Annotated in this window: 13 protein-coding genes; 8 read left to right on the top strand and 5 right to left on the bottom strand. The window is 41.4% G+C overall.

Annotation, left to right across the window (positions count from 1 at the left end; all coding sequences use genetic code 11):
* Positions 1-16: 16 nt before the first annotated feature.
* Together J4E76_RS18280 and J4E76_RS18275 are read right to left on the bottom strand one after the other, a co-directional pair.
* Positions 17-2,452, bottom strand: a complete 2,436-nt coding sequence (locus J4E76_RS18280) for a beta-1,3-glucanase family protein (RefSeq protein ID WP_208506236.1) — start codon at positions 2,450-2,452, stop codon at positions 17-19.
* Positions 2,453-2,577: 125 nt separating this feature from the next.
* Positions 2,578-4,779 carry a helix-turn-helix domain-containing protein gene (locus J4E76_RS18275; protein ID WP_208506235.1) on the bottom strand — a complete coding sequence of 734 codons (2,202 nt, stop codon included), beginning with the start codon at positions 4,777-4,779 and terminating at the stop codon, positions 2,578-2,580.
* A 97-nt stretch (positions 4,780-4,876) separates the two neighbouring features.
* Here J4E76_RS18275 and J4E76_RS18270 point away from each other — a divergent pair, with 97 nt between their 5' ends.
* The 5 genes from J4E76_RS18270 to J4E76_RS18250 all read left to right on the top strand — a co-directional run bounded on the left by J4E76_RS18270 (position 4,877) and on the right by J4E76_RS18250 (position 9,925).
* On the top strand, positions 4,877-5,125 hold the full coding sequence (locus tag J4E76_RS18270; protein ID WP_208506234.1) for a hypothetical protein: 249 nt from the start codon (positions 4,877-4,879) through the stop codon (positions 5,123-5,125).
* Positions 5,126-5,226: 101 nt separating this feature from the next.
* The gene (locus tag J4E76_RS18265) at positions 5,227-5,568 is read left to right on the top strand and encodes a PadR family transcriptional regulator (protein ID WP_208506233.1); all 342 of its coding nucleotides are present in this window, start codon (positions 5,227-5,229) and stop codon (positions 5,566-5,568) included.
* Entirely contained in the window at positions 5,568-8,192 is a 2,625-nt protein-coding gene (locus J4E76_RS18260) for an ABC transporter permease (protein ID WP_208506232.1), read from the top strand. Before J4E76_RS18265 ends, J4E76_RS18260 begins: the two co-directional genes overlap by 1 nt.
* A gap of 5 nt (positions 8,193-8,197) precedes the next feature.
* A complete protein-coding gene (locus J4E76_RS18255; protein ID WP_208506231.1) occupies positions 8,198-8,854 on the top strand; it encodes a DUF6090 family protein in 657 nt (218 codons plus the stop codon).
* A 57-nt stretch (positions 8,855-8,911) separates the two neighbouring features.
* Positions 8,912-9,925: a hypothetical protein gene (locus tag J4E76_RS18250; protein ID WP_208506230.1), complete on the top strand. Its 1,014-nt coding sequence runs from the start codon at positions 8,912-8,914 to the stop codon at positions 9,923-9,925.
* Between the two features lie 34 nt (positions 9,926-9,959).
* On the opposite strand, the gene J4E76_RS18245 is transcribed toward J4E76_RS18250, so the two are convergent.
* The 3 genes from J4E76_RS18245 to J4E76_RS18235 form a co-directional block, all read right to left on the bottom strand.
* On the bottom strand, positions 9,960-10,712 hold the full coding sequence (locus J4E76_RS18245; protein WP_208506229.1) for a LytTR family DNA-binding domain-containing protein: 753 nt from the start codon (positions 10,710-10,712) through the stop codon (positions 9,960-9,962).
* Positions 10,709-11,749: a sensor histidine kinase gene (locus tag J4E76_RS18240; RefSeq protein WP_208506228.1), complete on the bottom strand. Its 1,041-nt coding sequence runs from the start codon at positions 11,747-11,749 to the stop codon at positions 10,709-10,711. The genes J4E76_RS18245 and J4E76_RS18240 overlap by 4 nt, the downstream gene beginning before the upstream one ends.
* A gap of 61 nt (positions 11,750-11,810) precedes the next feature.
* Entirely contained in the window at positions 11,811-12,206 is a 396-nt protein-coding gene (locus tag J4E76_RS18235) for a hypothetical protein (RefSeq protein ID WP_208506227.1), read from the bottom strand.
* Positions 12,207-12,408: 202 nt separating this feature from the next.
* On the opposite strand from J4E76_RS18235, the gene J4E76_RS18230 reads away from it, so the two are divergent.
* The 3 genes from J4E76_RS18230 (at position 12,409) to J4E76_RS18220 (ending at position 14,659) form a co-directional block, all read left to right on the top strand.
* Positions 12,409-13,239 carry an alpha/beta hydrolase gene (locus J4E76_RS18230; RefSeq protein ID WP_208506226.1) on the top strand — a complete coding sequence of 277 codons (831 nt, stop codon included), beginning with the start codon at positions 12,409-12,411 and terminating at the stop codon, positions 13,237-13,239.
* Positions 13,240-13,331: 92 nt separating this feature from the next.
* Positions 13,332-13,691, top strand: a complete 360-nt coding sequence (locus J4E76_RS18225) for a SnoaL-like domain-containing protein (RefSeq protein WP_208506225.1) — start codon at positions 13,332-13,334, stop codon at positions 13,689-13,691.
* Positions 13,692-13,753: 62 nt separating this feature from the next.
* Entirely contained in the window at positions 13,754-14,659 is a 906-nt protein-coding gene (locus tag J4E76_RS18220) for a lysophospholipid acyltransferase family protein (protein ID WP_208506224.1), read from the top strand.
* The last annotated feature ends 4 nt before the right edge of the window (positions 14,660-14,663 follow it).

The following is a 14,663-nucleotide window of genomic DNA, read 5'->3' as shown; positions in this document are numbered from 1 at the left end:
TAGGGCTTATTTAATCCTAAACCGTTTCATTTAAGGTTACATCGATACCCACAACCGTACTTGCCGTCATGGTGACATCCAAGTCAGAGCTATAGCCTCCGTTGTCGTCAAAAGGAAAGGCATAACCTCTTCCATCTATCGTAGGTGTGTCAGCGCCAAGATTTCCATTGTGGAAGTAATAGGAGTACATATTCCATGCGCCATCTGGTGTTTTCTTGTTCATTGGGTAGAAGTTTGAAAACAAGAGAATGCCAGCGTTGAAAGGGCTAAATGGCATTGGCGATTTTAGGATAATACTACTCTTATCACTGTTGACAAAGTAGACTTCCATGGGTTGTGAGAATTCGGAAGTAGTGGTCATCTGCATACCTACCTCGATACCGGAATTACCAGTTCCTAAGTCATTCGTGAATGTCACAGGTGCTGTTGGTTTATTCGGGTCTAAGAATTTAAGGGTAGCATATCTGTCACTCAAAATGGTTCCATAAGAAAATGAGATTTCGGCAGTCACAGCAGTAATGTTCATGGCACTGGCCCAGTTGATGCTCAGGGTTGAATTGGAGCTGTCAAAAGTAAGGCCTGTAGCATAGTTCGCTGGAGATCCAGATTTGGCAAAAGTGGGATTGCCTTTTTCATCGATCGTAAAAGTTTGGACCAGAGTATTCGATACGTAGAGCTTTCCAGAAATTGTGTATACTGGAACTCCAGTAGATGCCGGGTTACTGAGTTTAAAATCTGTTATGGCAGATGCCAGAGGTATCTTTGTTGGAGCGGTAGCTTTTGAGGCCGTAATTACGGTTAGGTTAGATAAATCAATTGGGTCTAGTCCGTTATGCGTGATGTAGCCCAGTTTGAGCTGTAGATTGTTATTTCCAGACCCCGTGTTTGGAGAGATACCTCGATTCAACATGGTTACCAACTGGTTTTCAATGTTGCCCAAAACAGTGACATCTTGAAGTTTGTTGTTGGAAGAAGCATGATACGCCCAGCTTTGATAAGAACTATCCGCAAAAGTTCCTGCACAGCCTAAAGCCATTTGTGTAGCGGGGGAAACGATATTAATATTTCCTAAAGGTCCACCATTTGCTGCAGGTATGTTAGCTCCCCAACCATCTTTGAACCAAACCGGTGGCGCTGGAGGTCCATTAGGAGTGAGGTCATTGCTGTTTGGCGATGCTTCACAATTGGTTGAGAAGTAGGGGTAGAAGACCTGATAGACATTAGTTTCGCCTGCTGCCAAACCTGGTACTGGGGTAAGCACATTTGACGCATCATCGTATCTGTAGCCTGTTCCTGTGAATTGGAATACCGTGTATTTCGTCCCGACATTGTCATTGACATCCGGAAGATTGTTAGGTAGTACAAAGTCAGTGATGACCTCACCTTCGTAAACTTCAGTACCGCTATTGGTGCCGTTGGCAACCATATAAAGTTTGTGCGTTTGATAGTATTTAAACATCTGATAGATGGCATCATCCATACTGCTGATGATGTCAGCGGACGACTTCTTATAAAACCAAAGTTGACTCCCGCTTATGTTCACAAATTTGCCCTTACTGCTTTCCAGCGTTACCGTATTAGTAGCAACTGATTTTACCGTTGCCCCGGGAGGTACACCTGGCCCTGAGGCCACCCATCCAGTGATGGATCCAAAATTCTGATTTGGTGTGGTGAGTGTGAATGTAGCTGTATTAGGTGTGCCAGAAGTAGCATTACTGACATCTCCTTTGTACTGGTTTGGTACGATGAAAGTATCAATAAGGTGCTGCGGACCAATTAAGCGGTGAGATGCTGGAATTGCGGCTTTTGCCGGAGTGCTGCCTTTAGCAGGAACTGCCGCTCTTGCAGCAATTGGCTGCATACAGTCTTTGTAGGGAGCAAACGCTGTATTAGCACAAAGTGCCGTGAAATTCGATATAACAGTTGATCTTTTCGTACCCGACACGATGCCTGTACCATTAGGGAAGTTTGCATCACCAGGCGTGACTTGAACAGTGATGGGAATGCCGAATTGATCGATCTGGGTAGTGTCAAGGTTAACTTCTTCGTTTCCTTTGATGGTCAGTTCTACGAAATCAAAAATAAACGGTGCCGTGGGTGAAGGTCCATTGATAGAGCCCAGTACGCCATTGGTGCTAGTGATTTGCACTGCAGATGCAGAGTCACTGAAATACATTCTACCTGATTTCAACTTTTGAGACTGATCAATGTAAAAAGCGTATTCTCCGTTTTTCTTTAGAGAAGCTAGACTAATTGATGGTGCATCAGAAGTTGTGGCCTTACCACTGGTAGAACTCGGAGGTGATGCAATACTAGCCTTCTGGTCAGTTTTCGAAATTTGATAAATCTGGGTTTGACTTTGCAAAAATATGTAAAGCTCGTTTTCATTAATTTTTGAGTTGTTGATAATGGTCACTTTGATGTAACCTGGAATCGTCTGTGGTGTGCTCATGGGTCAGTGTTAAATAGTCCTAAGTGGTTTGTTGAAAGTACTAAAGAAGCTGGCAGGTATGCTAGCAGAAATCAGCTAAAAAATGAATTGGTAGCTGACCAGCAAGGAAGGGTTTTCAGAGTAGACTAATCCTTTTTAAGGTTTTTAAGACGATAGTAAACTATTCCCATCTTCACTTCTCCCCAAGAATATTCATCCCCTAATTGCGCTTTAATTTCTCCTGAACCAGAGGTCTCTGGAGTGATCAGTGAGAGAATGTTATTGAGCTTTTCTTTGTCGACAATCTCGAAAGGGTCGATGTCACCAGTTTCTACATATTGGCACAGGTGGCTTTCAATCGTGCTAGGTACCAAACTTCTGGCTTCGGCAATCTCTTCTATGGTCTTACCCTCTTTGTATAGGTTGAAGGAGATTTCTGCTGTTGGCGTTTTGTCCTTTTTCTTAACCTTGAGCTCGATTTTCCGAGCCTTATGTAGGTCATTGGCTTCTAAATCTTCTTTGGTCAGCACTTTGTCTTCCGCCATAGACTTAACCAGCAATGATACTTTTTGCAAGGCCAGTACCTTGTTAAAGAAAGCCTGCTCTAAGGCTTTTAGCTCTTTGCGATAAGTCTTAAGCTTTGTTTTTTCTTTGAGATTGGCATCATGACTTTTTAAATCTTTGGAAGCCTTTGACAATATAGGCGTGAAGTAGGCAGTGGCCTTATCTACCCGATCAGTTAACTGTTGCAAATAATCATCCTCTCGACTGACGATACCCTGAGCTTGCTTTACAAAACTGTCGCCAACGGTTTTAACGGGCAACACTTCTTCGATTAAGGCCTTGGTCCAAATATGGTGTTGCTGCTTGGCCGAACGATTTTCTTGCTTATCAAAACTTCTTTCATGGGTTTGCAACTCATAAATCAGTCCTCCAAAATTAAAGGTGCTGCTAATAAGCTTTTGTAGATATTGCTTTCTATCCGAAGCAAGGTTATTTGACAGAGAGTCCACTGAAGCTTTTGACTGGGCAAAAGCCTTCATGGATTCGCTCAGATCAAAATTTGACTCAGGGATTTTGGAGGAGAGCACTAAACCCTCTAATGAGGTCAATCGCGATAGTGCTACATAGACCTGTCCTTGTGCGAAGGCATCGGTCAAGTCGAGAATGGCCTTTTCGAAAGTGAGTCCCTGACTTTTATGAACCGTTACTGCCCAAGCCAACTTAAGTGGATATTGCTCAAAACTGCCGAGTACTTTTTCGTCAATTTCATTGGTTTCTTTGTTGAGTGTATAGCGCTTGTTTTCCCAAATGTAGAAGGGGACTTGTACTTCGTTACCATCTTCAAAGGTTACCCGAATGTCATCGGCTTCAAGCCTTGTGATATGGCCGATCTTGCCATTGAAAAACTGACCCTCACCACTGGGATCGTTTTTAATAAACATGACCTGCGCGCCTTCTTTCAATTCCATGCTATCGGCCGTGGCGAATAGATTCTCAGGATATTCTCCCTGGATTTTGGCGCGATAAGACTTTGGCTTGGTGGTAAGTTCTGCTAAACGGGTTGTATTGATTTCGTCCGCCTTACGATTATGTGTGGTTAGGTGGATATAACCTTGGCTCGATAGGCTTTGGTAATCTTCACGAAAGTGTTGATTGAGTGCCGAAATATCTTCGGCACTTTGCTCATTTTCGCGAAAGCGATTGAGAATATTAATGAAGCGCTGATCGCTTTGTCGATAGACCTTGTCTAATTCTACATTGATAGGTGGATTGTCTTTCAGCGCATGCGCTTCGAAAAAGTAGCTGCTTCCATAATAGTTAGAAAGCACCTGCCACTCATTGTCCTTTACAACGGGAGGAAGCTGCAATAAGTCTCCGATAAATAGCATCTGAAGTCCACCAAAAGGCTCATACTTCCTCTTTCTAAGGAATCGCAGCATATGGTCGATGCAGTCCAAAAGATCGGCACGTAGCATACTGACTTCATCTATGATCAATAGTTCAATCTCGTTGATCAAGTTTCGCTTGGAGGCATTAAATCTCAGATTTGAAAAGAGATTAAAGAGCGTTGTTATTTGTGCATTTACATTCGGAGGTTGAACCCTCTCGGGAATAAATGCACCGAAAGGCAGTTGTAAAAGTGAGTGGAGGGTGACGCCTTCAGCGTTAATTGCTGCAATACCTGTTGGGGCGGCCACTACTGTTTTCTTGTGAGAATTGGCTACTATGTATTTGAGAAAAGTGGTTTTTCCTGTACCCGCTTTTCCCGTCAGGAATATATGCCTATCGGTGGTGTTGATATAATCGGCTGTAACTTTAGCGAGTTCGCTTAACTCAAATGACATAGGATCGATTAGTTATCCAAAGATGTCGTTTTCCATCGAATAATTAGACCTTCTGGCTTGTCTTGATACAAAGTACTCAATACTATTGTATCATAAGATGTCCTGCTCAACTCGTAAATATCAATATTACACCCAAGACCTGGCCGAAACGGCTCTGATCGATCAGCATATCTACAAGGGATTCTTGCCTCACGAGGGTCCTCAAAATGTATACGAATGCGACCATTGTGGTCACTGGCACCTGACCAGTAAAGCTTCAGAACGCAACTCCAGACTTCAGGAAATGATCGACTCTGGCGAGATGAAACGTAAGCAAGAAGCCAGTAAGTGGGAGAGAGGTTTCTGATTATCCGCTGCAACCTTTTCGGATTAATTCAATCACTCATATATGCGATTTATTTTTTTATTAATATTATATACATTTATGAAATATATAATAATCAACTCATGAAAGGTACTTACTTAGGGGAGTTCGAGGAATTGATACTACTTACGGTTGGCATCCTAGGAGAAGGTGCTTATGGTGTAGCGATTAAGTTGGAGCTCGAAAAGCAGGCGAATAGAAAAATCAGCATTGGTGCAGTGCACGCCTCTACCAACAGGCTTGAAGAGAAGGGTTATCTGGAATCGGAATTCGGAGTAAAGACCAAGGAGCGTGGGGGTAAAAGAAAAAAATACTATACCGTAACGATCTACGGGCAGAAAGCACTTAAAATGGCCATGGACTTGCGTAAGAACATGTGGGCGCAGATTGACCCATCAGCCTTTTCTATCAAAACCTCTTTTTAATGAATAACGCGCCACCAAAGTCAGCTCGGTTTTTACTCAAGCTATTGTGCGACCCTCACTTTCATGAGGAGGTAGAAGGAGATTTAGACGAATTATTCGAACACAACCTAGAGTCATTTGGCCTGAAAAAGGCTAGAAGGCGCTACTGGGGCGATGTGTTTAAGCACTTCAATTGGTACTTCATCACCAGAAGAAATACTTCAGGAAACTCACAAAACATTTTCGATATGTGGACTAACTATCTAAAGATTGCCTTCCGCAACATGACCAAGAACAAAGGCTATACTGCAATGAACATTATGGGCTTGGGTGTTGGAATGGCCTGCGCAGTATTAATCCTTGTCTATTCGCTTCATGAGCTCAGTTTTGATCGCTTTCATGAAAAGGCGAATAGGACGTATGTTGCTCATTCCACTTTTACGCCGGCCAATTTGACGGTTTCTAGTACTCCAAGTGCTCTTTCTCCTTCGCTTCAAGCGGAGTTTCCAGAAGTAGAGGCAGGAGTCAGGTTTCAAAGCAGAGGCGCTTTTAATGCCTATACGGTTCAGTACAAGGAGAATGTATTTAAGGAGGTTGATCTCTTTTATGTCGATAGCACCTTTTTCAAAGTATTCTCTTTTGAACTCTTGGCTGGTAACCCTGAAACATGCTTGAACCAACCTTATTCGATTGTACTGACAGAAGAGATGGCCAGTAAATACTTTGGTCAGGAAGACCCAATGGGAAAGGTGTTGAAAATTGATAACCGAAGAGATTATCAGGTCACGGGAGTCTTGAAAGATATTCCCTCGAACTCCCATATACAATTTGACTTCTTGACTTCTTACACGAGTCTCACTTCCAACTTCTTTAAAATTCCAAGGTGGAACAGTGCCTCTTTTACAACTTATCTGGTATTGAAAGAGGGGGTAAAACCAGAAGATGTAGAGGCAAAAATCCCTGATCTGGTCAAAAGGTCGACTGACGAGGAGGGGTTGCCTGAGTATACCTTAGAGCCACTCTTGGACATTCATTTATCTAGTTTGGGAGTCGACTTTGATCCCCAGCCTCAGAATGAGATGAAGTATCTGTACATATTTGGCTTCATCGGAATTTTGATACTCTCTATTGCCTCGATCAATTACACCAATCTGGCCACTGCCAGAGCTGTGTTTAGAGCTAAGGAGATCGGTATGCGTAAGGTAATGGGTGCTTATAGACATAACCTTTTCTACCAATTTATGAGTGAGTCTCTCTTGATAGTCTTTATTTCTGCCTTGCTCGCCATTGTCTTGGCAATGCTCACAATACCTTACTTCAATGCCTTGGCGGATCGACAATTTGTTATAGCAGATTTATGGCAGTTCGAGCCAATAGCGGGGGTATTACTCATTGCATTATTTGTTGGCTTGCTTGCCGGAATTTATCCAGCTATTGTGCTTTCAGGTTTTAGGCCTATTACCGTTTTAAAAGGAAGTTTCAAGAATTCCAAAAGCGGGGTAGTCGTTAGAAAGTTTTTAGTGACAGGGCAATTCGTTATTTCCATTTCGCTGATTATTGGCACTGTTGTGGTTTTTGAACAGCTTAGTTATATGCAGAACAAGGATCTGGGTTACAATAACCAAAATGTAGTCTTACTTCCCCTAACGTCAGGAATAAGAAAGAACTATCCTGCCTTCAAAGCGGAAATGCTGAGAGAACCGGGTGTACTAGATATGACACTGTCTTCTGAGAGTCCAACTAAAATCGATGCCGGCTATAGCATGATATTAAAAGATGTTGATGTGGAAAAAGAAGTAATGGTGGCTGGTTTAAGAACAGACATTGACTTTTTGGACGCCTTTCAGATGAAATTGATCTCAGGCACATTTATGACAGATGTTGACGCCAAGAGCGTAGCCTCAGATTTACCATTTGATGAAAAGACATTTGGTTTTGTTTTGAATGAGCAGGCCTTGGCAGAATTTGACTTGTCTGCAGAAGAGATTATCGGAAAGAGAGCATTTATGAATGGCCGAAACGGGGTTATCAGGGGGGTGGTTCAAGATTTTCACTTTGAATCCCTGAGAGAGAAGATTAAGCCCATGGTGTTTATGTCTGACCAAGACTTCAATAGTGTACTAGTGAGAATTAGTGGCCAAAATGTTGAGAACACGATATCAAAAATTCAGGCTCGGTGGAGGAGAATTGCTCCGAATGTGCCTTTCGAATATGACTTTATCGAAAACGAATACAATGCGCTCTACAGTGCTGAAAGTAAATTGAGCAAACTGTTTGGCGTTTTTGCAATCCTTGGGATTTTCATTGCCTGCTTCGGTTTACTGGGCTTGATCTCATTTGCTACGATTCAGAAGGCCAGAGAAATAGGAGTAAGGAAAGTTCTGGGAGCTTCCGTAAGCAGTCTTGTCTTATTACTCAACCGTGACTTTGCCAAATTGGTACTAATTGCATTTGTAATTTCTGTTCCCCTAGCCTTTTTTACAATGAATGGTTGGCTCAGGTCCTTTGAATATAGAATTTCCATCGGCTTCGTACCAGTGGTGCTGGCTTTGTTGATGACTTCTCTCATTGCTTTTCTAACCATAAGTATTCAATCCATGAGGGCAGCCGTTGCCAATCCGGTCGATGTACTTAAGGAAGAATAGACAGCATGGATAGGCAAGTTCCAAGATCGAGGCAAGTTATTGCGACTCTTGTCAGGTTACGCGCATCTATGCCTAAACTGGTAATTGAATCGGTGATGATAGCTTTTGGGGTATTGCTAGCTTTTGGTATCGACAGTTGGAAGGCTCAGAATAAGTTAGAACGTGATACTACCGTAGTATTACAGAATCTTCAGAACGAGCTCATCAGTAATCGAAGTATTCTTTTGGAGTGGATGAGTTATCACGACACCCTTCTGGTAAGGCTTGATGAACAGATAGAAAACCAGAGTGCCACATTTGACTTTGTAAAAGAATCTTCGTTCGAAAAACTCGTTGCCGAACCCAATATTTCTTACCTCTTACAAAGCACCGCGTGGCAAACAGCTCATTCTACAAAAGTTGTCTCTTATTTCGAATACCTCACCACTTATAACCTCACTCATTGCTACGAATCGCATGAGCAGATAACACAAACCCGGGATTTTCTTTTTGCAAAAATGCATGAGCAGGTTGATACCAATGAGTCGAGTAGAATGAACCAACTCACTATTTTGAAAAGCCTGATTCAAACACTTTCTAAGCAAGAACATTATCTCCTTAGTGTTTATAGAGATGCACTGATTGAAGTAGATAATGAGTTGACCGCTAGCGCAAAAAACTAGTGACGATTTAGTTTATTGCTCCTTAACCATTAGTTTTATAACAGACACTACTAGACTATGGAACAATCACAAGAGAGTTCAGGCCGCTCTGGCCTAATGTTCAACTCAATTAAAAAGTCTCTTCATGATCAATGCAAAGTTATGTTTGACTATGCATTAAAAATGGGCAAGACCATAGATGGCAAATTGGTGATACCTCTTAAAAAGGAATATGAGGAGCTTAGTCAGGAAGAATTATTGACGGTATTTAATTACCTGTCTAACCTAGTAAAACCTGCAATGCCAGGCACACTACTACTATTTGAAAAGAATCGACAGAGCAATTCAAGGTTTAAGAAACTGGGGCCACTACCAATAGTCAGGTGGTTTATGGTGGTGGCAATAATCTCATTGTTCTCCTTGATTGCAATAAGTCTCTTTCCACAAGTAGACAACATCACTATGCAGTATAGTATGTTGCAGGGTTCGGGATGGTCGCAGTTTGAAAGACTTATGTTTTTGCTTGCTGCCTCGAGTGTCGGTGCTTCTTTCTATGCACTCTTTAAAATGAATGGGTATATCCAACAGGGTACATTCGACATGAAATATGCCACTACCTACTGGTCAAGGTATGTGCTTGGCTTAGTGGCAGGTGTGCTATTATCTGAACTCTTTGTGGTCTTTATCGAGACGCTTCCTGCAAACCCTCAACCTGCAACTTCAAACGATCAGGCTCCACTAACATCAGCCCCTTACCTCATTAAGCCCATATTGGCCATCCTTGGAGGTTTTTCAGCCAATCTGGTATATCGCATTTTGAACAAGTTAATCGATACGGTCGAGTCGCTTTTCAAAGGATCTACCGATGAGCTAATAGCGAATAAGCAGAATGAACTGGAGACAGCTGCTGCAGCCAATGAACACCTTATCAAATCCACTACAGCCAATAGCTTGTTGACACTAAAGCAACAGTTAATGGATAAAGGCGTTTCTCAGGACATTTTGAACCAAGTTGATCAAACCTTAGCACAAACCATCGATATACCGATTCCAGATTTGGGTATTGGATCTACTGAAGATGAGAAAGAGTAACGAGCTTACCATAGGCTCGATCTAACAAGACGCATTACATGCCAGCCCAAATTTTAAAGTTGAGGACTCTTTCTCGGCTGACAATAACCTCTTCATCAGTGGTGGGTGAGAGGGCTAGCAATAGTCGGCTATTAAAGTAGGAATGAATTTCATTCACTGATTTTAAGCTTACAATGTACTGTCTGTTTATTCTAAAGAATTCTTTAGGGTCTAGTTCTTCAATCAAATGATCAAGGGTGTAGTCGATCGGCAAACATTGATCAATCGTATGTAAATAACTCAGTCCGTCCTTGTAAGAGAAATAAGCAACTTCCTGAGTAAGAATGCTTTTGAATTGTAGTCCGACTTTCACCAGAAAACGCTCTCGAAAAGAGGGCATAAAGTGCTGTCCGAGCGCCTTAATTTTCTCTTGATAATTGCTCTCTTCACTTTTATGGATTTGCTCCAATTTGTTGATCGCAGCCAACAATTCCTCCTTATCGATAGGTTTCAATAGGTAGTCTATACTATTGAATTTGAAGGCATCAAGAGCATATTGTTCGTAAGCAGTAGTAAAAATAATATGAGGGTAGCCATCGAGTTTTCTAAGGATTTCGAATCCTGTACCATCGTTTAACTGAATATCTAGGAAGACAAGGTCGGGGTAATCATTGTCATGAAACCATGAGAGCGACTCGTTGACAGATTCAAGCATGGCGACAACCTCAATAAGCGGAAATGTCTCTTTAAGGAGTTTGGCTAATCTTTTAGCCGAAAGCGCTTCGTCTTCTATAATAACTGCCCTCATTGAATGACTGTTTCTTTATTAATTAAAGGTAGCTTAACGGTAAAAAACCCGTTCTCTTGCGATATATCAATGCTCTTATTGACCAGCATCTGATAACGATTATTGATGTTGTTAAGGCCAATTTTTGTTGGCTTTTCTAAGGCCGATCGCTTGTTGATATTATTACGAACTACGATGTAGTCGTTATTCTCACTATAGATATCAATGGTCAGTGAGTTCTCTTTAGAGAAGTAATTATGCTTCAGTGCATTCTCGATGAGCATCTGCATCGATAATATCGGAATTTGAGACTTGTCTGCTTCGATGTCAAGTTCCATGTTGACAATGAGACTGTCTCCATGCCGAGCCTTTAGTAAGAAGATGTAGTGATCAAGATACTCCAATTCGGTTTCTAGAGGTACCAACTGGTTACCAGTGTCTAATACATAACGATAGATTTTCGAAAGCTTCGATACAAACTCGACTGCTAACTTTGGGTCATCTTCGATAATAGTTGTCAGCACGCTGAAGCTATTGAAGAGAAAATGAGGTTTTATTTGATCTTTGAGACTTTCAAATTTTGACTGAGCCAATTCCTTTTGTAATAGACTTTTTTCTCGTTCGGAAATCCGACTGTATTCAAAGTAAATCATAAAGGTTTTGGCCATAATAATCAGCCAAGAAAGCACAAGGCCTTGGGCAATGGTAGTGGTCAAACCAGGTTCCCAGTCGTCCGCACAACAGGGGAACTGCGGTATCAGTAGTTCAGTGTGAATATATGATGCTATAATAACTACAGGTGCTGTAACAAAACAGTTTCCCCAATAGAACTTGAAAAGTGTCTTATGCTCAGTGAGTCGGGTCTTGTAATGCTTAATAAGGTGTTTGGCCGTATAATCTAAGATTTCGAAGACAACGAGAACGACTAAAACGGTATAGGCTAGCGATACGAAAGTAACTGGCTGCCAGTCATAATAATGTCCAGAAGAAAGCTTAAAGAATAGGAATACGAAAAGCCCTATGCCTATTCTCAGTAAATAAATCGTGCTTTTCGACATGCCTGAATATACAAAAAGCCCGGTAGCTGATGCTACCAGACTTTTAAATGATGAACTTGAATTATTGTTCTTGTGATTCCACCACTTTGACCATTAAGGTCGTACTCTTTACAGCATTGCGACCGTTGCCTGGCACCTTAAGCACAAACATATGGTCGCCCACTGGTGTGGAATCGTCTACTTTAACCTTAACACTATAAGTAATAGGCTCTTGAGCTTTTGAATTGAACCAAAAATCGATACCCGCCTTACCCTTGGCCGTTGGAGCTCCAAGGTTGAGTTTATATTTCCTGGCTTTAACCACCCACATGTCGAAAGTGGCTTCCTCACCCTGTTTTAGTGTGATGGTATAGTCTTTAAGTCGAATTGCATTTCCTTTTTGAGGTTTTGAAAGGTCTTGGGCAAAAACGCTTGTGCCGAGAAAAGCAAAAAATAAGAGTGTGATGAGTTTTTTCATAATAGTTGGTTTTGTCTATTAGACGTCTATAACCATGCACGAGGAAGTAGTTTTTGGCTGAGTTGTAGAATAGCCTAGCTGTTCTGTGAAATGATGCTCGTGGGATGTAGACTGCGGCCACAAGTAGTAATGGAATAAGATATTTCAGCGTTAGACTTCAATGATTAATTCAAAACGGATATCTTTCTCTCAAATCCGATTTATGAAAAGCATACTGTTGTTTATCATGTCCATAGTGTTGTTTTCTTGTCAATCGTACAAGAATGCAACCCGAGTTGAGACATCAGGTAAATTGACCGTAATAGAGAATATTGGTGTGATTCCAGGTCAGGATGAACCGAGAACAATTCGTGTCTATACACCACCTGGTTATACGGATAGTGATGAGAGATATCCTGTGCTGTATATGCACGATGGTCAGAACCTATTTGAAGATTCAACTTCATTTGCGGGTGAATGGGGGATTGACGAAACACTTGATTCATTAAGCAATACATCCAACTTTGATCTAATAGTCGTTGGTATTGATAATGGTGGTGAGAATAGAATTCATGAACTAACCGCCTGGGATCATCCACAGTATGGTAAAGCAGAAGGTGAGGCTTATATGAGTTTTCTAGTCGATGTTGTTAAGCCTTATATGGATGAAAACTTTAGAACCAAACCTGACAGACCGAATACTGGGGTTATGGGAAGTTCATTGGGAGGTCTGATCTCACATTATGCAATCTATAAGTACCCAGAAGTTTTCAGTAAGGCTGGTGTATTCTCGCCTTCTTATTGGTGGGGGACTGGCCCATTTGAGCAAGTAGAGAGGACAGGTTTGCCCTCCGATGCCAGGCTAAATTTCCTTATGGGAGAAAAAGAGGGTGCGGTTATGGTTGTGCCTATGCAGCAGATGGTCGAAAAAATTCTAGATAAGGGCCATCCGGACGATCAGCTCACCTCTAAAATTAATCCTGAAGGTGAGCACAATGAAAAGTTCTGGCGATCAGAATTTTCAGAAGCTGTTCTGTGGCTCTTTAATCGATGATTTCCTGATAGTTGAAAATTAATTTTTGCTTTGGTGAACTTATTTTGAATATATTAATGTTGTAACATTGAAATTTTTAAACAATCAAAATCATGTCACAGCAATCAAACATCGAAGAAAATTTAAAAGACCTTTTATCACTTTTAAGTCAGGGTCAATTCATTGAAGCGCAAGAGAAATATCTATCGGAAAATGTCACTCTAGCAGAGGGCAACGATACTCCCAAATCAGGTAAAGCTAATGTGATAGCTCAAGAGAAAGAGGTATTGTCAGGGGTAGGAGAATTTATCAGATATGAAGCCTTTAACACTGCCGTAAACGGTAACGTAAGCTTCTATGAAGGAGTAATGGAGTACATCCAAAAAGATGGAGTACATGTAAAAGTTGAACAAACAGTTGTCGATAAGTGGGAAGATGGTAAAATCGTTTCAGAGCGATTCTACCATGCGTAGTTGAAGACGACAAATGAAAAAAGGCACCTTATGGTGTCTTTTTTTATGTCTTTTTGAATCTAATGAGATTAGTATATCGTTGTCTGCTTAAATTCGCACCAAAACTCAGAATGCTCTTTATCAGAATACTCTCTCTTTTACCTCATTGGCTTTTATACCCTTTTGCGGAAGCGGCAGCTTTTCTAGGGTATCACATTCTAAGCTATCGTAAAAAGGTTGTATTGGAGAATCTAAGGGTCTCTTTTCCACAAAAGTCAAAGAAGGAGATCAATCAGGTCGCAAGGCGTTTTTACCGTCAATTTTGTCAGGTTTTTCTGGAAATGATTTTTGCTTATAGTTTTAAGAGAAAAGACTGGTCAAAACACGCCCCATTGGTCAATTTAGATCAGATCGAGGAATACCTCAGAAATGGACAGGCAGTAATAATTATGGGCACACATGCGGCTCATTGGGAATGGCCGGCATTTTCTGTAAGTCAGCAATTGGATTACCCCTTGGAGTTTATTTACAAGCCAATGGGGAGTATCTACTTCGACAAGATCATGCTCCAGCTTAGGACAAAACATGGAGGGATGGCAGTATCAAAAGAAGATTCTCTTAAAGAGATTTTTAAGAGAAGAAATCAACCTAGAGTTATTGGCATTGTTGCGGACCAGTTGCCGACCATTAAGGCTGATAAACAATGGTTCGATTTTCTTAATAGGGAAACCGCATTCTATGCAGGTTCCGAACGTATCGCTAAGATGGCAGGCTATCCAGTGTTTTATGCAGATATCAAAAGAAAGAAGAGGGGTCACTACGAAATTACTTTTGAGCAAATCGCCTCCCCTCCTTATCAAAAGAGTGATACAGGAATTATTGAAGAATATGTCAGACGACTGTCGCAGACTGTCCTTCAAAGTCCATCTGATTATTTATGGTCACATAAAAGATGGAAATATACCAGAAGTGAAGCGGAGGCCATTTAGACCC

Origin of the sequence: Roseivirga sp. E12 (assembly GCF_017592825.1) — a bacterium.
Taxonomy (GTDB): domain Bacteria; phylum Bacteroidota; class Bacteroidia; order Cytophagales; family Cyclobacteriaceae; genus Roseivirga.
The sequence above is the reverse complement of the archived record's forward strand: the minus strand, read 5'-3'. Positions and strand labels throughout refer to the sequence as shown.

Bases quoted from the DNA above. Each gene is read 5' to 3' on its own strand.
- J4E76_RS18240 (WP_208506228.1), bottom strand. From the start codon at position 11,749: ATGTCGAAAAGCACGATTTATTTACTGAGAATAGGCATAGGGCTTTTC.
- J4E76_RS18230 (WP_208506226.1), top strand. From the start codon at position 12,409: ATGAAAAGCATACTGTTGTTTATCATGTCCATAGTGTTGTTTTCTTGT.
- J4E76_RS18225 (WP_208506225.1), top strand. From the start codon at position 13,332: ATGTCACAGCAATCAAACATCGAAGAAAATTTAAAAGACCTTTTATCA.
- J4E76_RS18255 (WP_208506231.1), top strand. From the start codon at position 8,198: ATGGATAGGCAAGTTCCAAGATCGAGGCAAGTTATTGCGACTCTTGTC.
- J4E76_RS18265 (WP_208506233.1), top strand. From the start codon at position 5,227: ATGAAAGGTACTTACTTAGGGGAGTTCGAGGAATTGATACTACTTACG.
- J4E76_RS18250 (WP_208506230.1), top strand. From the start codon at position 8,912: ATGGAACAATCACAAGAGAGTTCAGGCCGCTCTGGCCTAATGTTCAAC.
- J4E76_RS18260 (WP_208506232.1), top strand. From the start codon at position 5,568: ATGAATAACGCGCCACCAAAGTCAGCTCGGTTTTTACTCAAGCTATTG.
- J4E76_RS18220 (WP_208506224.1), top strand. From the start codon at position 13,754: ATGAGATTAGTATATCGTTGTCTGCTTAAATTCGCACCAAAACTCAGA.
- J4E76_RS18270 (WP_208506234.1), top strand. From the start codon at position 4,877: ATGTCCTGCTCAACTCGTAAATATCAATATTACACCCAAGACCTGGCC.
- J4E76_RS18280 (WP_208506236.1), bottom strand. From the start codon at position 2,452: ATGAGCACACCACAGACGATTCCAGGTTACATCAAAGTGACCATTATC.
- J4E76_RS18275 (WP_208506235.1), bottom strand. From the start codon at position 4,779: ATGTCATTTGAGTTAAGCGAACTCGCTAAAGTTACAGCCGATTATATC.
- J4E76_RS18245 (WP_208506229.1), bottom strand. From the start codon at position 10,712: ATGAGGGCAGTTATTATAGAAGACGAAGCGCTTTCGGCTAAAAGATTA.
- J4E76_RS18235 (WP_208506227.1), bottom strand. From the start codon at position 12,206: ATGAAAAAACTCATCACACTCTTATTTTTTGCTTTTCTCGGCACAAGC.